This is a genomic window from Verrucosispora sp. WMMD573 (assembly GCF_027497175.1).
Lineage (GTDB): Bacteria > Actinomycetota > Actinomycetes > Mycobacteriales > Micromonosporaceae > Micromonospora.
On sequence record NZ_CP114901.1, the window covers coordinates 6,353,119 to 6,376,701 of the forward strand.

The window sequence follows — 23,583 nt, forward strand, 5'->3', positions numbered from 1 at the left end:
TATCCGTTTCGGATGGGCCGGAGGCACCACCATGCGAACCAGTCGGTGATCATCGCCGGTGGCCCATTACCGCTGCGAACGGGCCGGCCAGCCCAATGAAGCGCGATTCCAGACGTGGCCCTAGAAGCGGTAGGCGTCGCGTCGGTGGCGGATCGAGTGGATCTCCACGACACGCTTGGCCTCGTTGATCCGGTAGATGATCCGGTAGGTGCCGCGGCGGGCGGAGTGGAAGCCGTCGAAGGGTTCGTCGAGTGGTTTGCCCGCCCGATAGGGGTTGACCGCTATCGCGTGCTGGATGGTCTCCGTCGCCGCGACCGCGACCTCCAGCGGCAGGTCCTCGTGCAGGTTGCGGCGGGCCTGCCGCGAGAACATCACCGTGTACGGGCTGGCCTCGCCCGTGTCGTCCCGCCGCCCGCCTTGCGACGGCATCAGGCCGCCCTACCGCGACGCCGTTCCAACTCGGCGCGAACCTCGTCCATCGAGAACGTGTCGCCGTCCGCGAAATCCTCCCGCGACTGGCGCAGATCCGCGAGGGCCTCGTCGTCGGAGAGCAGGTCGAGCGTCTCCCGCATCGACTCGTACTCGGCGACCGAGATCAGCATCACGTCGGCGCGGCCGTTCCGGGTGATCGTGAAGTGGTCGTGTTCCCGAGCGACCCGGTCGGCAAGCTCGGCGATCCGGGCCTTGGCTTCCGTGATCGGAATGGTCTCCATAGCGACCATTCTAGCGACTGGTCAGAATTCTGACCACGTTCTTCGCCCCACCCCCGAGGCGGCGCTGTCCGGGGTTGCGGCGTCGAGCCGCGATACCAGCACACGAGATATCGGCCGTGGCCTGCGGCTTCACCGCACTGGCCCTCCGTTTGGGTATCCGTCTGAGGTGGGGCGGGCGGGACTCGAACCCGCGACCGAGGGATTATGAGTCCCCTGCTCTAACCGGCTGAGCTACCGCCCCGGCACCGGGCCGGATCTTATCCCGCCCAGTCGATCATCGGCCAACGAGCCTTCCCGGCCTCCTCGCGGTCCGACGGACCGCAAGGTCGGACGCTGGATGCGAGCGCCGTGCGGTGCAGGTCGGGAGACATCCGGCGGCCACGGTCTCTCCTCACCGGCGTCGCCCTCGTGTCAGCAGCACGATGGGCAACGCGAGGATAACAGTGAGCAGCCAGCCGATCGCGACCGCACCCCACAGGACGGCGACGTCCTCCTCGGCGGTGGGGCTGATCAGCATGCCGATGGTGAGCAGCAGGGTGAATCCGCCCACCACCAGCGTCGCCAAGCCGCTGAGCACCATCAGCAGGATCTCCCAACCGGCCCGCTTCGGCCGGGCCAGGTGCTCGCGGGCCGCGCGGAGGGCACGCGGTTGCGGAATGCTCTGCGGGTCGCGGGGCGGCATGGTGATCTGCCGGTCGATCGGTACTCCGCTGTCGATGAGGTGCATCGCAGCCGGGCGCATGTCGAACAGGGTCGGCTCGATGTGCAGCACGATCGCGTCGTGACCGATGAGCTGCCGGGCGCCGTCGGGCCAGGCCAGCATCACGGCGCAGTCGGCGAACGTGACGGTGATGGTGCCACCGGCGCTGAGGTGGCTGACCCCCTCGGTGCCGATGAGCAGTCGACTGTCGTCGTCGCGGGCACGGTAGGTGGTGCCCGGGACGGTCGACTCCGACGAGGTGGGCGCGGCGGTGAAGCCGGCCCAGTCGGCGCTGGTTCCGTTCGGCACCATCAGCAGGGCCGAGGCGTACGCCTCCTGGGCGACCTCGTGCAGGTCGGCGAGGGTGACCGCCTTCAGCTGCGCGAGCTGCTCGTCGATGGTGCGGTTGGGCTCGCCGGTGAGCAGGTTGAAGGCGTACGCGGGCAACCGGGTGGCGTCGGCCTCGGCGGTGGCGTACATGTCGATTCGCTTGGCCACCACGGCGTCGAGGTCGCTCTGCTCGATCCGGCCCACCCTAAGCTTGGCCAGCACGTCGATGAATCCGCCGAGCACGGCGTCCTGCTTCTCGGCCAGCGAGTCGGCGAGGGCCCGCAGGTGGGCCTGGCCGTCGCCACGCGGTTCGTAGCCGCTGCCGATGGTGTAGGAGAGACCGGCGTCCTGGCGCAGCGCCCGGAACAGTTCGCGCTCCAGCACCTCGGCGAAGACGTTCGCGGCGGTGCGGCGCCGCACGACGGCGTCGAGCACCACCGCCCGTGAGCCGTGCACGAAGTACGCCGGGGTGGTCGGCAGCGCCGACGAGGCCGCCGGTACCGGCTGCCGGGTGCCGGCGGGCAGGTCCAGCCGCAGCCCGTCGGGCACCCGGTCACCGGCGATCCAGAGCACCGCGTTCTCCCGGGTGAACCAGCGTGCGGCCCACTGGCGCAGTTCCTCGGCGGTGAGCCTGCCCAGTCCCCATTCCGGGTAGCTGCTGAGCCCGTGGTCGCGGGCGCCGTGGCGCCACAACGGGATGTCGTCGATGGCTGCGCCGCCCCGGCTGCTCCACTCGGTGCGCAGGATGTCCTTCTCCACCTCAAGCCGCCCGGTCGGCAGGTCGGTCAGGTTGGTGCAGACGGAGGTGAGGAAGGTGGCGATGTCGGGTGCGGAGCCCTGCATGTGGAAGGTGGTGAAGGTTGGTCCGGTGGCGCCGTTGAAGTGGTAGTCGGCGGTGCCGAGCGGGGCGAGAACGAGGTGTTCGAGCAGGTGGGTGATGCCGTGGCGGGCCAGCGTCTCGTCGGCGGTGCCGACCCGGAAGGTCAGCCCGGCACGCATAGGCCCGCCGGTGGGGGCGAGCAGGGTCGGCACTCCGTCGGTTTCGAGGTGTTGGATCACGGCTGGCCGCCCTTCGCGTACGCCTTGTCGCGGAACCGCTGGAACTGCGCGACCGCGTCGCCGAAGTAGCCGAACATCGACTCGTCGCCGAGGTCACCGAGGGCGGCGAACTGCTGCGCCGCCGACGTCCACTCCTGCATCAGGCAGAAGGCGAGAGCGAAGGTGCTGCGTACCCGGACCCAGCCCCAACCGTGGCGGAACTCGGGGTGCCAGATGGAGCGCTGGGCCGCGTCGTGGATCGCGGCGCGCACCTGTTGGCCGCGCAGGAATGCCCGCGCAGCGGACAGGGTGCCGTGGTCGAATGCCTGTTCCAGGTGCACCTCGACGATGAGGACGGCGTTGGGCGCGCCGGGCGGTGCGGCCGCAGTGCATTCCCGGGTGAAGTCGTGCGCCTTCTCCCAGGTGCCGCTCCACTTCGGGCAGAGCTGCTGTAACAGGGAACTCTGGGCCGGCAGGTGGTGTGGATGCCTGGCGGCGAGGCGGTCGTAGCGGCGGCGGGCCTCGGCCTGGCCGAGTTGCAGGCCGCGGGCGCTGGTGACCCGCTGGGTCCAGGCTGCCGCGTCGTCCGGGTGGCGGGCGGTGGCCTCGATGAGGACCTGCTCGGCCCGGCGCAGATGATCGAAGAACTGGGCGAACTGTTCCCGGCTGACATCCTGCGCCCGCTGGGCGGTCCGGATCCGCCACCCGGCGCGGATCAGGTGCGCCCCCAGCATTGCGGCGGCCACCGGGTCGTCCGGTTGTGCGGCGAGCACCTTTCGGAGGAAGGTCTCGGCGTCCGCCGCGTCTTCTACCCCACCGACGAGGACCGTTCTACCGTGGGCGTCCTGGGCGTCGACCACGGCCCGCATCGCCGGCCAGTCGCCAGCGGCCAGCGCGTCACGGGCGGCGGCCACCTGGGGGTACGCCGCCGCGGTGTCGAACACCGGCGGCGCGAGGGGTCGGGGCATGGCGAAGATCATAAGTGATCATCATTGGGCCTGGTGACTTCGAATTTCAGTGCTCGCGCAGGTGCCGCAGGGTGGCGCCGGCGGTGCGCCATCCGCTGGCGAGTGCCCCTTGGATCGACGGGCTGTCGCGGTGGTCACCGGCGACGAACAGCCCGTTTCCCAGCGCCACCGGCTTTCGTAGCCGGCCCTGCGGGGGCGGCGCGGCGGGCAGCGCGGCGGGGATCGTCACAGTGGTCAGGTGCTCCCAGCCGCCGGTGGGCCGCCCGTACAGCCGGGTCAGTTCCAGCCGCACGGCCGACTCGGACGGTACCGACGGCCCGACCACGGAGGTGGCGATCAGGTGCCGGCCGGGCGGCGCGTAGCTGGGCGCGGCGCGGCTGACCACCACCGTGTTGGCGATCATCTCGCGGCGGTCCCCGTCGATGAGCAGGATCGGCTCGGCCACCGACGGCTCGGTGGTGGCATGGTAGTAGGTGGTGTAGCCGTGCATGAGCACCGGCGGCAGGTCCAGCAGCCGGGCGGCGGCGGGCGGGTCGACGGCGACGACGACGGCCCGGCAGCGCAACTCCCCGGCGGTGGTCCGGACCCGCCCCGGCGCCACCTCGACGACTGTGGTGTTGAGGTCCAGCAGCCCGGCCGGTAGCGCGGCAGCGACGGCTCGGGGCAACGCCGCCATCCCGTCGGCGGGCAGGCCGACCCGACCTCGGGCGAACGAGCGCAGCACCATGGCCAGGACGTGGCTGGAGGTGGCCAGTTCCCGGTCGAGCAGCACGCCGGACAGGAACGGGCGCAGCAGGTCCTCGATGATGGCGTGGGACAGACCGGCGCTGCGCAGCGCCGTCTCGGCGCTGGTCTCGGGCCTGGCGAGCAGACGTTCGGCGGGCAGCGTGGCGTAGCTCGCGGCGAGGGCGGCGAAACGCAGCCGGTCGGGCAGCGACCCGACGGAGGCCAGGGCGGTGCCCGGGCCACCGGCGGGATCGCGCAGCGGATTGACCAGTCGCAGCAGCCGGTCGCCCTTGCGTACCAGCACCCCGGGAACGAAGAAGCCGAGGTCGAGACGGTCCACGTCGAGCAGCGCGCCGAGCCGGGGATACGCCGTGTTGAGGACCTGGAAGCCACGATCCAGCAGGAAGCCGTCGACGCTGTCGGTGGCGACCCGGCCACCGAGCCGGTCGGCGGCCTCGACCAACCGCCAGGACACCCCGGCGCGGTGCAGGCGGCGGGCCGCGGCGAGGCCGGCGAGGCCGCCGCCCACGACCACGACGTCGATGTCGGCGGGCATCAGGTGCGCCCTGCCCCGGTCGTGCCGGGTGTGACCCGGTGGCGAGCGGACAGCGCTGCCACGCCGGGGCACACGACCGCCCCGGGCGGCCGCATCATGGCCGAGCGGATCTTCCAGATTCCGGACATCCCACCCACCGGCTGTCGTCGCAGGATCGACGCGCACCAGCGTAGACCCGGCTGGCCGGGTACCGCCGGCTGAGTGCGGCGTCGGCCCGATCTGGTGGAGAAACGGGTGACGCCCACCGGCCGGATCCGGTGGGCGTCGTGGTGAGGAGGGAAGCTCCCCCGTTTGGACTCGAACCAAAAACCTGCCGGTTAACAGCCGGCTGCTCTGCCAATTGAGCTACGGGGGACCGCAACAACGCCCGGAGCGGATCGCTCCGCACCGCGCGCCGGGCACAAGAGTACAGGACGGCGGGGGGTGTTGGTCCAGGGGGTTGATCGGTGACCACCGAGCGGCTCGGCGGCCGTTTACCAGACAAATCGTCATCCTGGCACAAGGAGGTATGAGCGGAGAGCAGGATGGGTAGTTAGCTGCCGACGACAGGACGCAGGCGCGGATCGGTCAGTCCCGCCCCCCGGGCATCCGGGAGCGGGACGACGGCGCGTCAGGTACGAAAGGAGCCGCCATGCGCGGAAAGATCATGTTCCTTGGCGGGCTGGCTGCAGGGTTCGTCCTGGGCGCCCGTGCCGGCCGGGAGAAGTACGAGGAGCTGGTGGTCCGGGGCCGCAAGGTGCTCGACCACCCGACCGTCCAGGAGGCGGCCGGGGTCGCGCAGGCCCAGGCCAACCGTCTCTACCACGAGGGCAGGGACAAGCTCGGCAACTCCAAGCTGGGCGAGAAGCTCAACGCCAACGGCAAGGCGGGGCTCACCCCCGCCGACGACACGTTCGCCGGTACGCCGGCCACGGCCGGCACCAAGTCGGGTTCCGGCTCGTCGGGTTCCAGCTCGACGTCTGCCACCCCCCGCAGCAAGCCGTCCGGCTCCGGAGCCAACGGCAGCACCCTCTGAGCACCCCCGGACGGGCCCGGCAACCGACCTCGGTGGCCGGGCCCGTCCGTGTGCCCGGCCGACAGCAAATCACCCCGGACCGCCGCAGCGGCAGGCGTTGACAGGTCCGCTCCCGGTCGGCCACTGGTCTGAAACACCGCCGTGGAACACTCCGCACGGAGGTGGTCGAGATGGCCCTGGTCCGACCGGAGAATCCGCAGCAGGCACGGTTGGTCCGGCTACTGCGGGACGAGGGTCCCCGCTCCCGGGTGGAGCTGGGTGACCTGCTGGGCCTGTCCCGGACGGCCCTCACCACCGAGCTGGACCGGCTCACCGCCCGAGGGCTGGTCGAGACGGCCGGGCCGGCAGCCTCCCGGGGCGGGCGTCGATCGTCGCTGCTGCGCCTCAACGGCGGCGTGCGCTTCGGCAGCGTGGTGGTCGCCACCGACCGAGTCACCGTCGCGATCACCGACGGCGAGCTGAACGTGCTGGCCGAGACCGGCGAGGTGGCGGACGTGCGCGACGGACCGGAGCTGGTCATCGGCCGGGCCGTCGAGCTGGTCGACAAGCTCCGCGCCGAGTTGGGCGTCACCGAACTCACCGGGGTCGGTGTCGCCCTTCCCGGGCCGGTCGACGGCGGCACCTCCACCGCACCGGCCGCCCTGCCCCGTTGGCAGCGCTTTCCGGTGCGGGACGCGTTCGCCGCCGAGCTGGGCTGCCCGGTGCTTGTCGACAATGACGCGAACGTGCTCGCCCTGGGCGAGCGGCACGCCGGCATCGGCCGCACCGTCGAGGATTTCCTCTACCTGAAGCTCGGCACGGCGATCGGCTGCGGGCTGGTGCTCGGCGGGTCGCTCTACCGGGGTGCGACCAGCAGCGCCGGCGACATCGCGCACCTACCGATCGGCGAGGAGGGCCCGCCCTGCGCCTGTGGTGAGGCCGGTTGCCTTGAGGCGTACTGCGGGGATGTCGGGTTGGTCCGGGCGGCGCTGGCGGTCGCCCGGTCGGATCGCTCCCCGGCGCTGGCCGCGCGGCTGGCCGAGGCGGGCACGCTCACCGTCGCGGACGTGGCCACGGCCGCCACCGCCGGGGACGCGGCCACCCAGTTGCTGGTCCGCGATGCCGCCCGCCGGCTCGGTCGGGTGCTGGTCGGTCTGGTCAGCTTCTTCAATCCCGGCATCGTGGTGATCGGTGGGGCCCCCGACGGGCTCGGCCACCTGCTGCTCTCCGAGATCCGTGGTGTGGTCTACCGGCGCTCGGCGCCGCTGGCCACCGGCACCATGCCGATCGTCCTGTCCGATCTGGCGGGCCGGGCCGCCGTGGTGGGCGCGGCCCACCTGGCCAGCGAGCACGTCTTCAGCGCCGGCTGACCATCGGCGACGCCCGGGGGCGGCTGCGGGCCGACCCCCGGGCGTCCGGACGGTTCAATCCTTGCTGCTGAACGCCGCGTCGAACGCGGCGGACGGCGCGTCGAAGGCGAGCCGGCGGACGAACTGGAGCGCCTCCGGGGCACCGACGAGCCGGTCCATCCCGGCGTCCTCCCATTCGATGGAGATCGGCCCGGAGTAACCGATGGCGTTCAGCGCCCGGAAGCAGTCTTCCCAGGGCACGTCGCCGTGGCCGGTGGAGACGAAGTCCCAGCCCCGGCGCAGATCGGCCCAGGGCAGGTGCGAGGCCAGCCGACCGCGACGGCCGTCGCCGGTACGCACCTTCGCGTCCTTGCAGTCGACGTGGTAGATCCGGTCGGCGAAGTCGAAGATGAAGTTGACCGGGTCGAGTTCCTGCCAGACGAAGTGCGACGGGTCCCAGTTCAGCCCGAACGCGGGCCGGTTTCCGATCGCCTCCAGGGTCCGCTTCGTCGTCCAGTAGTCGTACGCGATCTCGCTGGGGTGCACCTCGTGGGCGAAGCGGACCCCGACGGAGTCGAAGACGTCGAGGATCGGATTCCACCGGTCGGCGAAGTCCTGGTAGCCGCGCTCGATCATCTCCGGCGGCACCGGCGGGAACATCGCCAGGGTGTGCCAGATCGACGAGCCGGTGAAGCCGACGACGGTGTCCACGCCGAGCTTCGCCGCCGCCCGGGCGGTGTCCTTGATCTCCTCTGCGGCCCGCTGGCGTACCCCTTCGGGCTCGCCGTCGCCCCAGATCCGGGCGGGCAGGATGCCCTGGTGCCGCTCGTCGATCGGGTGGTCGCAGACCGCCTGGCCGACCAGGTGGTTCGAGATGGTGAAGACCTGGAGGTTGTGCTTGGCGAGCGTCTCCCGCTTGCGTTCGACGTACGAGTCGTCGGCCATGGCCTTGTCGACCTCGAAGTGGTCGCCCCAGCAGGCGATCTCCAGCCCGTCGTAGCCCCACTCGGCGGCGAGCCGGCACACCTCGTCGAACGGAAGGTCGGCCCACTGGCCGGTGAACAGCGTGATCGGTCGCGCCATGTGTCCTTTTCCCCTGTCGTGTTGGGGATTCCGTTACCTGCGGGACCGGGGCGAGGGATGACCGGATGCGGCGGCCCCGACGATGTACCGGTGGACGCTTGTCGCGTCTGGGGCCGACGGGTTGCGCCTCCCGCCGACTCACCGGCCACCTCACGGTCGCCGTCCCTCACTCTAGGCGGGCGGCGGTCGGTAGGAAAGTGCCCCGGCGCGACGGCGAGCGCCGCACCGGGGCGTTCAGCTACGGCAGTACCCAGCGCTGGTTGGCGCCGGTGTGGCAGGTCCACAGGTGCACCGCCTGCCCGTCGGCGGAGCTGTTGCTCGACACGTCCAGGCACTTGCCCGAACTCGGGTTACGCAACGTGCCGTTGGACTGCGCCGACCAGTTCTGCGCACCACTGCCGTTACAGGTCCACAACTGGATCTTCGTGCCGTCAGCCGAGCCGGCACCATTGACGTCCAGGCACTTGCCGAAAGCCCGGATCGTCGAGTTCGGCGTCACCGTCCACGTCTGCGCCGCCGTACCGTTGCAGGTGTAGATCTGAATCTGCGTACCGTCGGCCGTCGCCGCGTTACGCACGTCCAGACACTTGCCGGCCAACCCGGTGATCCGACCGGTCCGGTCACCGCCCGGGGGCGGGTTCGAGCCGCCGAGTTCCTTGATCCGGATGTTGCGGAAGGACACGTCGTCGCCGGTGCCGTGGTTCTGGATGCCGACGTGGCCGGCCAGCGACCGGACCGGGTCGGTGTTGGTGAAGTCGTTGATCTTCGAGCCGTTCAGGAAGACCTGGAGGCGCTCCCCCTCTACCAGCAGCTCGTAGGTGTTCCACTCCCCCGCCGGGTTCAGCGCGGCGTCCCGGGCGGCGAGGTCGGCGGACTTGAAGCCGTAGACCGCGCCGGTGGTCCGGTCGGCGGCGTCGGTGGGGTCGATCTGCACCTCGTAGCCGTTGTTGATGGCGGAGTTCGGGTCGCTCGACGGTGGGAAGCCGATGAAGACCCCGGAGTTGTCGTCCCCGGCCACCCGCCAGTCCAGCTTCAGCGAGTAGTTGGTGAACTGCTTGGCGCTGTGCCAGAACAGCCCCATCCCGCCGACCGAGGTCAGCGTGGCGTCGGAGTTGCTGAAGCTGCCCGGCCCGGCCTGGGACCAGCCGCTTGTCGAGCCGTTGTAGAGGGTGGTGTAGCCGGTCTCCGGCCGGCAGTCGGCCTTGGTGCGGCCGGCCGCGTACCGGATGCCGCCGAGCAGGTGCGCCCGGAAGGCCGGTTCGGCGTACGACGCCTGGGTGTGCCCGCCGCCGGTGTAGAAGGACCGACCGCCGTTGTACGTCTTGCACCAGGCGATCGGGTGGTCGGCGCCCATCACACCGCCCGAGTACGTGGACTCGTTCAGGTTCGCCAGCACCCGCGCGCCGGAGCGGGGGTTGCTCTGGAAGTCGTACCACTCGTCGGTGCGGACCCAGTTCTGCGGCAGGTGGGCGGTGGCCGCGTGGGCGCGGTTCTCCACCCGGACGGTGGCCTGCTGGATCGCCGGGTGGGAGCGGAAGTACGCCCCGACCAGGTTGCCGTAGAAGGACCAGCCGTACTCGGTGTCGGCGGCGGAGTGCACGCCGACGTAGCCGCCACCGGAGCCGATGTACGACTCGAACGCGCCCTGCTGGCTGTTGTTGAGCACATCGCCGGTGGTGTTGAGGAAGATCACCGCCTCGTACTGGGCGAGGTTGCCGGTGGTGAAGACGTTGGCGTCCTCGGTGGCGGTGACGGTGAAGCTGTTCGCCGCGCCCAGATCCCGGATGGTCTGGGTGCCTACGGCGATCGAGTCGTGCCGGAAGCCGGCCGTCTTGGAGAAGACCAGTACGTCGTACGGGGCGTCGGCGGCGCTGGCCGGGGTGGCCGGGGTGGTGCAGGCGAGTACGGCGAGGGCCGCGGTGGCCAGGCCGACGGCGGTTCTGAGGAGTCTGCGCATGTGCTCTCCCAACGATTGGTGGTGTCAGGAGGGGCCCCTGTTTCCAACCCTAGGCGTTGACCAGGAGCCCCTCCTCGGATCAGGGCAGGACCCAGCGCTGGTTGGCGCCGGTGTGGCAGGTCCACAGGTGCACCGCCTGCCCGTCGGCGGAGCTGTTGCTCGACACGTCCAGGCACTTGCCCGAACTCGGGTTACGCAACGTGCCGTTGGACTGCGCCGACCAGTTCTGCGCACCACTGCCGTTACAGGTCCACAACTGGATCTTCGTGCCGTCAGCCGAGCCGGCACCGTCGACGTCGAGGCACTTGCCGAAAGCCCGGATCGTCGAGTTCGGCGTCACCGTCCACGTCTGCGCCGCCGTACCGTTGCAGGTGTAGATCTGAATCTGCGTACCGTCGGCCGTCGCCGCGTTACGCACGTCCAGACACTTACCGCCCAGGCCGACGATCGGACCGGTTCCGCCCGTACCACCGCTGCCGGTGGTGAAGGTGAACGAGTCCAGGTCGTAGAGCGAGCCGGTCCCGGTGCCGGCGAAGGTCAGGTAGAGCGTGGTGGTGCCGGACGGCGGGTTGCTGATGGTGCCGGTGACCGTGGTGAAGGTGTCCCAGGCGCCGGTGACCGGGACGGTGGCCGAGCCGAGCACGGTGCCGGTGGCCGAGCCGGCCCGCACCTGGAGGGTGCCGCCGGAGCCGGCCGAGGAGACCCGGGCGCTGAACGACGTCACATTGTTGATCCGGTACGGCTCGAAGGCGATCCAGTCACCGTTGTTGATGTTGCCGACGGTCTTGCCGCCCTCGGCGGCCGCCTTGTCGAAGGTGGCGATGCCGGAGGAGGTCTTGTAGTGCTCGGCCTGCCGGCTACGGGGCTGGAGGGTGTGCTGGGTGTGGGTGGTCAGCCCGCCGGCATCGGTGTACTCGGCGTCGAAGATGGCGAAGATGTTCGCCGCGTAGTCGTGCTCCCCGTCCACCGGGATCGTGATCGAACCGGAGCACCCGTTGCGTGAGGTGATCTGGTGGCCGTGGCTGTCGTGGCCCAGCACGTAGGTCATTCTGACCTTGGTGCAGTCGATGGTGCCGTCCTCCGGGTCGGTCACCGTGATGCTGAACGGCACGGTGTCGCCGAAGGAGAACAGCGATCCGTTGACCGGGCCGTTGATGGTGACCGTCGGCGCGGTGTTGCCGACCCGGATCTGCACGCTGGCGGTGCCGGTCGCGCCCTGCGGGTCGCGTACGGTCAGGGTGGCGGTGTAGCTGCCGTTGGCGGTGTACGTCTTGCTCGGGTTGGCCGCCGTGGAGGTGGTGCCGTCACCGAACGCCCACGAGTAGGTCAACGCCCCACCCTCCGGGTCCGACGACCCGGCCGAGGAGAAGTTCACGCTCAACGGGGCGACCCCGGAGGTCCGGTTGGCCGAGGCGACCGCCGTGGGTGCCCGGTTGCCTCCGGCGACGTAGTCGTAACGGTAGAGCGCCGAGTTGGCGTCGCCGTTGAAGTAGCCGGTGCCGTAGTCCAGCACGTAGAGCGCACCGTCCGGCCCGAAGGCCATGTCCATGACCTGCTTGCCGTTCCACGGGAACGACGCGTCGATCGCGCCCACCGAGCCGTCGCTGTTGACGTGGATCGGCTTGATCCAGCCCCGGCCGAACTCACCGGCGAAGAAGAGCCCGTCGAAGCTCTGCGGCCACTTGGTGGTCGACGTCGACGCCGCGTTGTAGCGGTAGACCGGGCCGGCGCTCGGCGACTCGGAGCCGCCGCCGAACTCCGGCGGGCTGCCGGCGTCACCGGCGTAGCGGATCCAGGACGGCTTGGCGGCCGGCAGGGTGGCCAGGCCGGTGTTGCGGAACGAGTTGTTCGTCGCGCCGCCGGTGCAGTTGTACTTCGGACCGGCGGTGCCGTTGGCGAAGTTCCACTCGGCGTACGTCTCGTTTGTGGTGTTGGTGCCGGTGCAGTACGGCCAGCCGTAGAAGCCGGGCCCGGTGACCCGGTTGAACTCCACCTGCCCGCTGGGCCCGCGTGCGGAGGTCGAGCCCGCGTCCGGCCCGTAGTCGCCGACGTAGACGACGCCGGTGGCCTTGTCGACGCTCATCCGGAACGGGTTGCGGAAGCCCATCGCGTAGATCTCGGGGCGGGTCCGGGCGGTGCCGGGCGCGAACATGTTGCCGGCCGGGATCGAGTACGACCCGTTGGCGTTGACCTTGATGCGCAGGATCTTGCCGCGCAGGTCGTTGGTGTTGGCGGCGCTGCGCTGGGCGTCGTACGCCGGGTTGCGGTTGGTGCGCTCGTCCAGCGGCGAGTAGCCGCCCGAGTCGAACGGGTTGGTGTCGTCGCCGGTGGAGAGGTACAGGTTGCCCGCCGCGTCGAAGTCGATGTCGCCGCCGACGTGGCAGCACATGCCCCGGTCGGCGGGCACGTCGAGGACGTCGACCTTGCTGGACTGGTTGAGCGTGAAGTCGGCGTTGAGGGTGAACCGGGACAGCCGGTTCACTCCCTGCCAGGCGGAGAAGTCGCTGGCGGTGGCCGGTGCGTCGCCGCTCGGAGTGGACAGCGGCGGCGCGTAGTAGAGGAAGATGTGCCGGTTGCTGGCGAAGTTCGGGTCGACGCCGATGCCCTGCAAACCCTCCTCGTCGTGGGTGTAGACCGATACGGTACCGATCACGGTCGTGGTGCCGGCCGCATCGGTGCGACGCACGGTGCCGTTGCGGGCGGTGTGCAGGACCGAGCGGTCCGGCAACACCGCGAGGGTCATCGGTTCACCGACCTCGGCCACCCCCTTGGCGAGGGTGACCTGCTGGAAGTCGCTGGCGACGATGGGGTGGGCGCGGGCCGGGGTCGGGCCGGCAATGGCAACGGTGCCGGCTGTGACGACCAGGAGCAGCGCCGAAGCGCTGGTGGACCACCGTGCGGGGTGGCGGGTGGTGCGCATGGTGGACATCGCAGTGCTGTCCCTTCCTGACGAGTGCTTCTGCCAGGGCGGGGCGCGCGCCGTCGCGCCGGATGCCGTAGCCGGGGGGGTGCCGAGGGGGGTCCCGCGCCGCCGGTTCACCTCGACGAAACAATTCGGTGCTAGCGACGACACTAAGCGTCATTCGTCTATGTGTCTATATCTTCTGCCCGCCGGATACTGACTTTCGTCAGTTCGGTCAAAAGCCGCCCGGCTGCCGCGCTGCCGCAGTGGCGCTCAGCGCTGCCGGTCGATGGCCTGGGCGGCCAGCTCCGTCAGGGCGGTCCGGCTGTCCGCGGTCACCTCGGTGTGTTCCAGCGCCGCCAACCCGGCCTCGGCGCGGACCTGGATCATCTGCTCGATCTTCCGGCGTGCCCCGGTGCTCTCGATGATCTCGCGCAGCTCGGCGGCGCCGTCGGCGTCCAGGTCGGGATTGCCGAACAGCTCACGCAGCCGGGCACCCTGCGCCCGGTCGGCGGCATCGCGGGCCAGCGCCATCATCACCGTCGGTTTGCCCTCGCGCAGATCGTCAAGTACGGACTTGCCGGTGACCGCCGGGTCACCGAAGACCCCCAGCACGTCGTCGCGGAGCTGGAAGGCGTCCCCGAGCGGGTCGCCGAACTCGGCCAGCGCGTCGAGCAGCTCGACGGGCGCACCCGCCAGCGCAGCGCCGATCTGCAACGGCCGGGTGACCGTGTAGCGGGCCGCCTTCATCCGGATCACCGTGAGCGCACTGGCCACCGAGCCGTCGCCCACCCCGGACACCAGGTCGAGGTACTCCCCCGCGATCACCTCGGTACGCATCAGCGCGAACACGGCGTACCCCTGGTGCACCTGGTCGGGGCTCAACCCGCACTCGTGGAACATCTGATCCGACCAGGCGGCGCAGAGGTCACCACAGAGCAGGGCGGTGTTGCGTCCGTACGCCTCGGGGTCACCCCGCCACGACGAGCGGGCGTGCAGGTCGGCGAAGATCCGGTGCACCGAGGGCTCCCCCCGGCGGCGGTCGCTGCCGTCCAGGATGTCGTCGTGGATCAGCGCGAACGCGTGGAACAGCTCCAGCGCGGCGGCGGCGACCACGATCGGCGTGCCGTCCGGGCCGCCCGCGCCCCGCCAGCCCCAGTAGCAGAACAGTGGTCGCAGGCGCTTCCCGCCGGCCAGCACGAACCGGTGCAACGTGGTGAAGACCCCTCGGGGCGCGCCGTCCGGCCAGTCCGGATCCTGCCGGTCGAGGAAGGCGGTCAGCTCGGCGTCGAAGCGGGCCCGCAGCCCGGCGGAGTCGACAGCTGCCTCGGCGAGGGTCACCGTCCCTCCACTCCGGCCAGTTCCAGCAGCAGCCCCTTCACCTCCGTGGCCGCTATCCGGTCCCGGGCCACCGACGCGTCGGAGCAGAGCAGCACCGGCCCGTCGGCCGGATCGGCGGGCAGCCGTCCGTGTGAGCCCCGGACCGCCCGCGCGCCGGCATCCAACCCGACCACGTTCATCAGGTACCGCATGCCGAGCTTCTTGCGGGCCAGCGCGACCCCGGCGCGGCGCTTCGCCGCGCCCGGCGCGGCCGGGTCGAAGAACAGCTCCGCCGGGTCGTACCCGGGCTTACGGTGGATCTCCACCAGCCGGGCGAAGTCGGGCGCACCCGCGTCGTCCAGCCAGTAGTAGTACGTGAACCAGGCGTCCGGCTCGGCCACCAGCACCAGCTCACCGGCGCGTGCATGGTCCAACCCGTGTGCCGCCTTGCCGTCGGCGTCGAGCACCTCGGCCACCCCGGGCAGGCCGGCGCAGAGCTTCATCACCGCCGGCACGTCGGCCGGGTCGCGCACGTACACGTGCGCGACCTGGTGGTCGGCCACCGCGAAGGCGCGAGAGGTCCACGGGTCGAGGTACTCCATGCCCGCCTGGGTGTGCACCCGGAGCAGCCCCTCGGCGCGCAGCAACCGGTTCACGTCCACCGGACGGGACACCTCGGTGATGCCGTACTCCGACAGCACCACCACGGTCGCGTCGCGGGCCTGCGCGGCGTCCAGCAGCGGCGCGAGCACGCCGTCGAGTTCCGCCGCCGCGGCGGCGGACCGGGGCGACGACGGGCCGAACCGTTGCAGGTCGTAGTCCAGGTGCGGCACGTAGACCAGGGTCAGGTCGGGCGACGACTCGGCGAGGATCTGCTCGGCCGCCCGGCAGATCCAACGGGACGACGGCAGGCCCGCACCCGGTCCCCAGTAGGTGAACAGCGGGAAGGTGCCGAGCCGGTCGGTGAGCGCGTCGTGCAGTTGCGGCGGATCCGTGTAGCAGTCCGGCTCCTTGCGACCGTCGGCGTAGTAGACAGGTCGGGGTGTGACCGTCCAGTTCACGTCCGCGCCCATCGCGTACCACCAGCAGACGTTCGCCACCGTGTAGCCGGGCCGGGCGCGGCGCGCGGCCTGCCACAGCTTCTCCCCGCCGACAAGCGCGTTGTGCTGCCGCCAGAGCAGCACCTCGCCGAGATCCCGGAAGTACCAGCCGTTGCCGACGATGCCGTGTTCCACGGGTAGCGCGCCGGTGAGGAAGGTCGACTGCACCGAGCAGGTCACCGCCGGCAGCACGGTGCCCAACTCGGCGCGGAACCCGGTGTCGGCGACCGCACGCAGCCGGGGCATGTGCGCCAGCAACCGAGGCGTCAACCCCACCACGTCGAGCACCACCAGTTGCCTGCTCATGCTGTCACCGCCTCAGCTAACGGGGTCAGCCCGAGGGCGACCAGCTCGTCCCGGGTGAAGGCCAGTTCGTCCGCGATTCCGGCGGCCAGCTCCGCGTCGGTGCGCGGGCGCCGTGCGGCCGGCAGCACCCCCCAGGTGTACGTCTCGACGTCGAGGTGGTCGCAGCCGGCATCCGCACCGGCGAAGAGCGCGGTCAGCGCGGCGCGCAGCACCGGCAGGGTCGAGCCCAGCGGTGGTTCGGGTGGGGCGTGCAGTGGCACGTGGTAGTGCACCCGCCATGGCCCGGGCAGCGCGGCGTCCAGAGCGACGTCGAGATCGTCGGCCGCCCAGCTCGGATCCGCCGGATCGGCAGCCCGCGGCCCACCGGCCGGCGCGGTGGCGGTGGTCGGCGCGGTGGCGGTGGCGCAGCCGGCGGTGCGGGTCTGGTGCAGGAAACGCGGCTCGACCCAGCGGCGCAGGGCGGCGGCGTCGGCGGCCGGGTCGGCCGCCTCCAGCGCGGCGGACACCTGCACCTTGACCACCGGCAGGCCGGCGACGGCCAGCCGCTCCAGGGCGGCGGCGGGCTCCTCCCAGGCGCAGGCGAGGTGGGCCAGATCCAGGCAGATTCCGAGCCGATCGGTGTCCATTCCGGACAGGGCGGCGACCGCCTGCGGGGTGCTCTCCACCACGCAGCCGGGCTCCGGCTCGAAACCGACCCGCACCGGCCGGCCGGTCTCCCGCTCGACGGCGGCGAGTCCGCTGGCGAGCTGGTCGAGTCGGCGACGGGCGGCGTCCGCGTGGCTGCGGTCCCACGGCGTGCGCCAGGCCAGTGGCAGGGTGGAGACCGAGCCACGGGCGGCGTCGTCGGGCAGCAGGTCGGCCAAGACCCGGGCCAGGTCGAGGGTGTACCCGAGCCGCTCGTGCGTGGTCCAGTCCGGCCGGTACACCGCGCCCTTGACCACCGGCGCCTGGAAGGCCGCGTACGGGAAGCCGTTGAGGGTGACCACCTCCAGCCCGCGTACGGTCAGCTCGGTGCGCAACCGGCGACGGGCGGCCGGGTCGGCGGCCAGTTCGGCGGCCACCGGGGCGGCCAGCCACAGGCCCAGCCCGAGCGGATCGGCACCGAGCGTCTCGCGGACCGGCACCGCGTAGGTGTCGAGTTGGGCGACGATGCCGGCGAGGTCCTCGGCGGGGTGCACGTTTGTGCAGTAACCGAGGTGGACGGTGCGCCCACCGGCGTGCCGCAGCCGCATCAGCTGCCGCCGCGCAGGATCGAGTTGCCGGCGAAGGTCGGCTCGGCAAGGTCGTCGTCGGACAGGTCGAGCCGCCCGGACTGCCCGTAGAACTCGACAGGATTACGCCACAGCACCCGGTCGACGTCGTCGTCGGTGAAACCGGCGAGCAGCATCGCCTCGCCGGTGGCCCGGGTGAGCAGCGGGTCGGAGCGTCCCCAGTCGGCGGCCGAGTTGACAAGCATCCGTTCGGTCCCGTACGCCCTGAGCAGCTCGACCATTCGCGGCGGCGACATCTTGGTGTCCGGATAGATGGAGAAGCCGAGCCAGCAGCCGGTGTCCCGGACCAGTTTCACTGTCGTCTCGTTGAGGTGGTCGAGCACCACCCGCTGCGGCGCGATGCCGGACTCGGCGACCACGGCCAGGCTGCGTTCGACACCCCGGGCCTTGTCCCGGTGCGGAGTGTGCACCATCGCCGGCAGGTCGTGCGCCACGGCCAGGGCGAGCTGGGCGGCGAAGGCGTCGTCCTCCTCGGGGGTCATCGAGTCGTACCCGATCTCGCCGACCGCCACCACGCCGTCCTTCTCCAGGTAGCGGGGCAGTTCGTCGAGCACCGGCCGGCAACGCCTGTCGTTGGCCTCCTTCGGGTTGAGCGCGATCGTGGCGTGATGACGGATGCCGAACTGCCCGGCCCGGAACGGTTCCCACCCGATTAACGAGTCGAAGTAGTCGGTGAACGAGCCGACGTTGGTGCGCGGCTGGCCCAGCCAGAACGCCGGCTCCACCACCGCCCGGACGCCGGCGGCGGCCATCCGCTCGTAGTCGTCGGTGGTCCGCGACGTCATGTGGATGTGCGGGTCGAAGATCCGCATCACACCTCCCTGGGCTGGGGCTGGCTGGCGGCGGTGAGCCGATCCAGCAGTTCGGTGGCGTCGGCGGGCATGCTCCGACCGGCGGCCCGGCGCTCGGCGGCCAGCGCGGCGAGCATCTGCGCCAGTTCCCCGTCGGCGCGGGCGTCGAGGTCGGCCACCACCCCCAGCGACACGTCGGTGAAAACGCACTTGAGCACCGCCTGCCGCCAGGCCGACGGGTCGAGGTGGCGGGCGTACGGGCCGAGGGCCGCGGCCACCAACCGGGTGTCGTTGGTGCGGATCGCATCGTGCAGCAGCGGCACTCCGGCCGCGCCGATCGGCAACAACGGCAGCGCCTTGAGCACGGCCCGCTTCTCGGCGGCGTCCCCGGTGCGGTAGAGCGTCTCGGCCTGCTCGGCGTGGTCGGCGGGCAGGCTGGCCAGCAGCAGGGCCCGGGCGGCCTCGTCGGCGGTCCAACCGGGCAGGTCGGGCAGGTCGTGTCGGCCGCAGCGACGGCCGGCCGCCGGGAAGAACCGCGCGATGGCGGTGGGTTCGGCCGCGACGCGGTCCAGGGCCGTGGCCAACCAGTCCGGATCGGGTACGCCCCGCAGGGCCGCCCGCAGCTCGTCCACTGTCATCGCGTCTCCTCCCTCGTCCGCCGCCGTCGACGGCCGTGGCGGTGGTACCGCGTGCGTCCTTTGCTCTGCTTCACTCCACGCGTCGGTGGTTGTCCGGATAGCGGACGCCTGGTGGTGCGCCGGTTGAAGCAGAGCAAAGGGTGTGCCGCGCGGCGGCGTTGCGCAGGAAATCCAGCGAGCGGGCGGCGACGGTGGGAGCGGCGTGCGAGTGCCGGGGCAACTCGACCGCCACCAGGCCCCGGTAGCCGATCTCGCGCAGCGCGGCCAGCACCGGCGGAAAGTCGATCTCGCCGGCACCGAACTCCAGGTGCTCGTGCACCCCCCGCCGCATGTCGTCGATCTGCACGTTCACCAGGTGTGCGGCGATGTCACGGACGCAGTCGGGCACCGCCTGCGGCTCCAGGCAACGGCAGTGTCCGATGTCGAGAGTGATGCCGAGGCGGGCGGGCGAGCCGAGGGCGGTGTGCAGGCGACGCCAGTCGGCGATGTCCTCGACAAGCATCCCCGGTTCCGGCTCGAAGCCCAGCGTCACCCCGACGGCCTCGGCCGCCTCGATCACGGTGGCGCAGCCGGCGACCAGGCGGTCCCAGGCCACCGCCGGGGTGACCGTGCCCGGCCGGACACCGGCCCAGAACGAGACCGCCTCGGCGCCGAGATCCGCGCCGATGGCCACCGCCCGGCGCAGGAACTCGATCCGGAGCGCGGGGTCGTCGTGCAGCAGCGTCGGGGCGTGCTTGTGCCAGGGGTCGAGCAGGAACCGCGCGCCGGTCTCGATCACCAGGCCGAGGCCGAGTTCGGCGAGCCGGCGAGCGACGGCGTCGACGCGCCCCGCCAGCCCGGGCGCGAACGGGTCGAGGTGGTCGTGGTCCAGGGTGAGGGCGACACCTGCGTAACCGAGATCGGCGATGACCGCGAGCGCGTCGTCGAGGCGGTGGTTGGCGAAGCCGTTGGTTCCGTACCCGAAGCGCAGTCCGTCGGGGGCGGTGGCGGCCGTCATGTCGGTGAGACCTTCCGGGCCAGCCGCCGGCCCAACGGCGCGGCCGCCGCCACCGCCAGTCCGAGCAGACCGGACCCGACGCGGGCGGTCAGCGCCCCCTGCAACGCGGGCAGGCCGGTGATACCGGCGCCCACCGCCGCACGGACCCGCGCGGCGGTCGGCTCGGCCGCCACCCGGGCCTGCGCGGTGCCGTAGCGGGTGGCGTACCAGCCGGCGAGGACGGCGGGCAGCGCCGCCGCCGCGCTGCCGAGGGCACGCCGACCGTGCCCGACGTCGCCGGCTCGCCGACCGTCGGTGCGGACGACAGGTGCGCGCCGGCCGGACTCCCCCGGGCCACCGGTCCGGATGGCGCTCGTGGTGAGCGGCCGGCCGGGCGGCAGCGCGGCGCTCGCCGCGATCAGGGCGGTGCCGGCGAGGGTACGCAGCGGCAGGGCGCGGTCGGTGCCGCTGACCTCCCGACGGGACAACGCGGTGACGGTCCAGGTGTGCACGGCGACGGTGACCGCGGCCGGCAACGCCCGCGCCGTCCGGCCTCCGGCGGCACCGAGTAGCACGTCCAGCCCTCGGCAGGTGGCCATCATGGCGGGGCCGGCGGCGGTGTTCTTGGCCGCCAGGTCGTACCCCCAGACGGCGGCGGCGAGCGGCAACGCCACGGCGGTGGCCCGCCGGCCGCCGGCTGCGGCGGCGAGCCCGACGCCGGCCACGGTGAGACCGGCGGCGAGGCCGACCGCGAGGCCGGGACCGACCCGGCCGCTCGGTATCGGCCGCTCGGGGCGTTCCACGGCGTCCAGCTCGCGGTCGGCCCAGTCGTTGGCGGCCATGCCGGCCCAGTACAGCAGCACCGACGCGGCGGCGAGGGCGGGGGTACGCGGACCGAGGCTGCCCGCCGCGGCGGCACCGGCGATCACGTCCCCGGGTACCGAGAGCGCGGCCGGGGCGCGGACCAGCTCGGCCAGGTCAGCCACGCGCGGCATCGGTGTCTCCGGCGTCCAGGCTGCCCGCGAAGACGCACAGCCGGGACCACTGGTCGGCCAGCGAGTGGGTCGCGGTGCCCAGCGGATCCTTGAAGAAGAAGGCCAGGTCGGTAAGCGCTCCGGTGTGGCCGGCGGCGTGCGCGGCGGCGGTGAGCCGGGCCAGGTCGAGCACGAGCGGGGCGGCCAGCGCCGAGTCGCAGCCGTGCCAGGTGAACTCCAGCCGCATTCCGGTACCCAGGAATCCCGCGAAGGTGATCAGATCCCAGGCGGTCTTGAAGTCACCGAGTTCCTCGACGTACCCGATCCGGGTGTCGCCCTGCGGCAGGTAGCCGAGCGTCTCCCCGAGCACCCGTTGCTTGCTGCGCACCTTCGCGGCGTTGGCGTCGGGATCGGCCAGGGTCGCGCCGTCGCCGCCGCCGAGCAGGTTGAGCCCGGACCAGGACCGGACGGTGAGGTGACGCATCGCGAACATCGGGGCGAGCACCGACTTGAGCAGGGTTTCCCCGGTCTTGCCGTCGTGGCCGGCGTACGGCACGCCGTGGCGGTCGGCAAGCGCGGTAAGCGCCGGCAGCCGCAGGCCGGTCGACGGGGTGAAGTCGACGTACGGACAGCCCGCCGCGACGGCCGCGTACGCGTAGAGCGAGCTGGGCGGCAGCACCTCGCCAGGGCCGGCGAGGGCGGCCCGCAGCGCGTCCGGGTCGGCGTGCCCGGGATGCGGGCGGGGCGCCGGTTCGGTCGCGGCGACGTTCACCACCACCACCCGGGCCAGCTCGTGTCGCTGTCGGAAGGCGGTGAGATCCCGGACCAGCGCGGCGGCCCGGTCGGCCTGTGTCCCGGCGGTGGGCGCGGGGCGTAGTTCCCGTTCCACGGCGGCCAGTTCCTCGGGCAGCGCGGCGACCAGTCGGGCCGGCAGCACACCCGCGGCGGCGAGTTCCTCGGCGCGTTTGGCGATCGGCGTGGCGACCACGTCGTGGCCACCAAAGACCAGGTCGGCGAAGCCCGGCAGGGCGGCGCTGTTGACCCCGGTCAGTTCGGTGACGCAGCCGGTCGGCCCGGTCAAGCCGGCACGCAGCGCGAGCGCCCCGACGATGCTTGTGGTCGCGACCGAGCCACGCGCCCCCACCAGCCAGACACCTGTACGCATAGCGCTCCTTCCGGTGTCCAGGAAACCGACATGCATCAATTGAATCTTGATATCAGGAAAAAGCTGAAAAAGATACGGGTTAGGCCGATGCGCCCCGTCCGCCGCCCGCTCCGGTGAACACGCCGGCCGACGCCGAGGTCGGCGGCGACGACGTCGGGCCGGCGTACCGGTTGGGTCGGTCGGACGGGGCTGGCAGGCAGGGGCGGTCGGCGTCTCGCCCCTGCCTCCCCCGCATCCGGCCAGTCGGGACGACGGTGTCCCGATCGGACGGCTCATCGGACGCGGTCCGCCTGGCGGCGGGAGTCTCCAGGTGGACGGCAACGAAGTGGTCGATGGGCGGCGGCCCTCCGGTGCTGCCGGGGAATCCCGGTCCGGCCGCACCGGAGGAACCGCATTGCTCGTACCGCCGGTCGCCCGGGGCACGCCCTCCGGACCCGACCCGTACCGGCCACGGGGCGCAACCGTGGCCGGCCCTCGCCGGTCGGCTCCGGAGGTGGTTCAGGCGGCGACCGTCGCCATCGACGGCTCCACCGCGGCCCAGGAGGAGCCCAGTTCGGCCGAGCGGGTCACCGCGTCCAGCACCAGTTGCACCTGCAACGCATCGGCGAACGAGGGCGACGGGTCGACGCCGGTCGCCACCGCCTCGATGAAGTCGCGCATCTGGTGGGTGAAGGAGTGTTCGTACCCGATGATGTGCCCCGGCGGCCACCAGGCCGACAGGTACGGGTGCTCGGCCTCGGTCACCAGTATCCGGTTGAAGCCCTGCTCGGCGGCGGGCCGGGTGGCGTCGAGGAACTCCAGTTCGTTGAGGCGTTCCAGATCGAAGGCGACGCTGCCCAGCGAGCCGTTGATCTCCACGCGGAGGGCGTTCTTGCGCCCGGTGGCGAACCGGGTCGCCTCGTACGTGGCAAGTGCCCCGCCGTCGAGGCGGGCCACGAAGATCGCCGCGTCGTCGACGGTGACCGGGCCGGTGGCGGCCCCGGCCCCGTCGGCCTGCGCCGCCAACCCGCTCGACTCGGCCGGCAACGGCCGCTCCTTGACGAACGTCTCGGTCACCGCGCTGACCCCGCTGATCCGCTGTCCGGTGACGTACTGGGTCAGGTCGATGATGTGCGCACCGATGTCACCCAGTGCACCGGAGCCCGACACCTCCTTGCGGAGCCGCCAGACCAGGGGGAACTGCGGGTCCACGATCCAGTCCTGCAGGTAGGCGGCCCGGACGTGCCGGATCTCGCCGAGCCGCCCGTCGGCGACGAGCTGACGCATCAGCGCCACCGCGGGCACCCGCCGGTAGTTGAAGCCACACATCGACCGGGCCCCGCCGGCCTGGGCGGTGGCCGCCGCGGCGGCCATCTCCCGGGCCTCGGCGACCGTGTTGGCCAACGGCTTCTCACACAGCACGTGCTTGCCCGCGGCCAGCGCGGCCAGCGCGATCTCGGCGTGGCTGTCACCCGGTGTGCAGATGTCGACCACGTCGATGTCCGGACGGTTCACCAGTTCCCGCCAGTCCGTGGTGTGCTCATCCCAGCCGAGCCGGTCGGCGGCCTCGGCCACCTTCGCGGAGTCCCGGCCGCAGATGAGCGCCATCCGGGCTCGCGCGGGCAGGTCGTACACCCGGTTCACGGTGCGCCACGCCTGCGAGTGCGCGGCCCCCATGAACGCGTAGCCGACCATGCCGACCCGCAGTTCGTTGTTTGTCGTGGACAAGGTGGGTCTCCCCCCGTTG

19 protein-coding genes and 2 tRNA genes are annotated in these 23,583 nt (G+C 71.8%); 2 read left to right on the forward strand and 19 right to left on the reverse strand.

Going from position 1 to position 23,583, the window contains the following annotated elements:
• Positions 1-120: 120 nt before the first annotated feature.
• The 7 genes from O7601_RS28785 to O7601_RS28815 form a co-directional block, all read right to left on the reverse strand.
• On the reverse strand, positions 121-429 hold the full coding sequence (locus O7601_RS28785) for a type II toxin-antitoxin system RelE/ParE family toxin (RefSeq protein ID WP_281564173.1): 309 nt from the start codon (positions 427-429) through the stop codon (positions 121-123).
• On the reverse strand, positions 429-713 hold the full coding sequence (locus O7601_RS28790; protein ID WP_117228533.1) for a type II toxin-antitoxin system Phd/YefM family antitoxin: 285 nt from the start codon (positions 711-713) through the stop codon (positions 429-431). The genes O7601_RS28785 and O7601_RS28790 overlap by 1 nt, the downstream gene beginning before the upstream one ends.
• Before the next feature lie 167 nt (positions 714-880).
• Positions 881-954, reverse strand: a tRNA-Ile gene (locus O7601_RS28795).
• A gap of 150 nt (positions 955-1,104) precedes the next feature.
• Positions 1,105-2,802, reverse strand: coding sequence for an insulinase family protein (locus O7601_RS28800; RefSeq protein ID WP_281564174.1), 1,698 nt, complete (start codon positions 2,800-2,802; stop codon positions 1,105-1,107).
• Positions 2,799-3,749, reverse strand: a complete 951-nt coding sequence (locus tag O7601_RS28805) for a hypothetical protein (RefSeq protein ID WP_281564175.1) — start codon at positions 3,747-3,749, stop codon at positions 2,799-2,801. The genes O7601_RS28800 and O7601_RS28805 overlap by 4 nt, the downstream gene beginning before the upstream one ends.
• 46 nt (positions 3,750-3,795) lie before the next feature.
• On the reverse strand, positions 3,796-5,031 hold the full coding sequence (locus tag O7601_RS28810; protein WP_281564176.1) for an FAD-dependent oxidoreductase: 1,236 nt from the start codon (positions 5,029-5,031) through the stop codon (positions 3,796-3,798).
• A 282-nt stretch (positions 5,032-5,313) separates the two neighbouring features.
• Positions 5,314-5,386, reverse strand: a tRNA-Asn gene (locus O7601_RS28815).
• A 276-nt stretch (positions 5,387-5,662) separates the two neighbouring features.
• On the opposite strand from O7601_RS28815, the gene O7601_RS28820 reads away from it, so the two are divergent.
• Positions 5,663-6,046 carry a hypothetical protein gene (locus tag O7601_RS28820; RefSeq protein WP_281564177.1) on the forward strand — a complete coding sequence of 128 codons (384 nt, stop codon included), beginning with the start codon at positions 5,663-5,665 and terminating at the stop codon, positions 6,044-6,046.
• A 170-nt stretch (positions 6,047-6,216) separates the two neighbouring features.
• Complete coding sequence (locus O7601_RS28825) at positions 6,217-7,395, forward strand: ROK family transcriptional regulator (RefSeq protein ID WP_281564178.1); 1,179 nt, start codon at positions 6,217-6,219, stop codon at positions 7,393-7,395.
• 54 nt (positions 7,396-7,449) lie between these two features.
• On the opposite strand, the gene O7601_RS28830 is transcribed toward O7601_RS28825, so the two are convergent.
• The 12 genes from O7601_RS28830 to O7601_RS28885 form a co-directional block, all read right to left on the reverse strand.
• The gene (locus O7601_RS28830; RefSeq protein WP_281564179.1) at positions 7,450-8,457 is read right to left on the reverse strand and encodes a sugar phosphate isomerase/epimerase family protein; all 1,008 of its coding nucleotides are present in this window, start codon (positions 8,455-8,457) and stop codon (positions 7,450-7,452) included.
• A 238-nt stretch (positions 8,458-8,695) separates the two neighbouring features.
• A complete protein-coding gene (locus O7601_RS28835) occupies positions 8,696-10,414 on the reverse strand; it encodes a ThuA domain-containing protein (protein WP_281564180.1) in 1,719 nt (572 codons plus the stop codon).
• Between the two features lie 79 nt (positions 10,415-10,493).
• Positions 10,494-13,334, reverse strand: a complete 2,841-nt coding sequence (locus tag O7601_RS28840; protein WP_281564181.1) for a PQQ-dependent sugar dehydrogenase — start codon at positions 13,332-13,334, stop codon at positions 10,494-10,496.
• A gap of 255 nt (positions 13,335-13,589) precedes the next feature.
• Positions 13,590-14,657 (reverse strand): polyprenyl synthetase family protein, encoded by a 1,068-nt coding sequence (locus tag O7601_RS28845; protein WP_281564182.1) that lies wholly within the window; start codon positions 14,655-14,657, stop codon positions 13,590-13,592.
• A complete protein-coding gene (locus O7601_RS28850) occupies positions 14,654-16,042 on the reverse strand; it encodes a nucleotide pyrophosphatase/phosphodiesterase family protein (protein WP_281564183.1) in 1,389 nt (462 codons plus the stop codon). The genes O7601_RS28845 and O7601_RS28850 overlap by 4 nt, the downstream gene beginning before the upstream one ends.
• On the reverse strand, positions 16,039-17,274 hold the full coding sequence (gene eboE, locus O7601_RS28855) for a metabolite traffic protein EboE (RefSeq protein WP_281564184.1): 1,236 nt from the start codon (positions 17,272-17,274) through the stop codon (positions 16,039-16,041). Before eboE ends, O7601_RS28850 begins: the two co-directional genes overlap by 4 nt.
• On the reverse strand, positions 17,274-18,125 hold the full coding sequence (locus O7601_RS28860; protein ID WP_281564185.1) for a TatD family hydrolase: 852 nt from the start codon (positions 18,123-18,125) through the stop codon (positions 17,274-17,276). Before O7601_RS28860 ends, eboE begins: the two co-directional genes overlap by 1 nt.
• The gene (locus O7601_RS28865; protein WP_281564186.1) at positions 18,125-18,742 is read right to left on the reverse strand and encodes an EboA domain-containing protein; all 618 of its coding nucleotides are present in this window, start codon (positions 18,740-18,742) and stop codon (positions 18,125-18,127) included. The genes O7601_RS28860 and O7601_RS28865 overlap by 1 nt, the downstream gene beginning before the upstream one ends.
• A gap of 70 nt (positions 18,743-18,812) precedes the next feature.
• Positions 18,813-19,739, reverse strand: a complete 927-nt coding sequence (locus O7601_RS28870) for a sugar phosphate isomerase/epimerase family protein (protein ID WP_281564187.1) — start codon at positions 19,737-19,739, stop codon at positions 18,813-18,815.
• The gene (locus tag O7601_RS28875) at positions 19,736-20,713 is read right to left on the reverse strand and encodes an SCO3242 family prenyltransferase (protein ID WP_281564188.1); all 978 of its coding nucleotides are present in this window, start codon (positions 20,711-20,713) and stop codon (positions 19,736-19,738) included. The genes O7601_RS28870 and O7601_RS28875 overlap by 4 nt, the downstream gene beginning before the upstream one ends.
• Positions 20,697-21,857, reverse strand: coding sequence for an inositol-3-phosphate synthase (locus tag O7601_RS28880; protein ID WP_281564189.1), 1,161 nt, complete (start codon positions 21,855-21,857; stop codon positions 20,697-20,699). The genes O7601_RS28875 and O7601_RS28880 overlap by 17 nt, the downstream gene beginning before the upstream one ends.
• 498 nt (positions 21,858-22,355) lie before the next feature.
• Complete coding sequence (locus tag O7601_RS28885) at positions 22,356-23,564, reverse strand: Gfo/Idh/MocA family oxidoreductase (RefSeq protein ID WP_281564190.1); 1,209 nt, start codon at positions 23,562-23,564, stop codon at positions 22,356-22,358.
• Between the last annotated feature and the right edge of the window lie 19 nt (positions 23,565-23,583).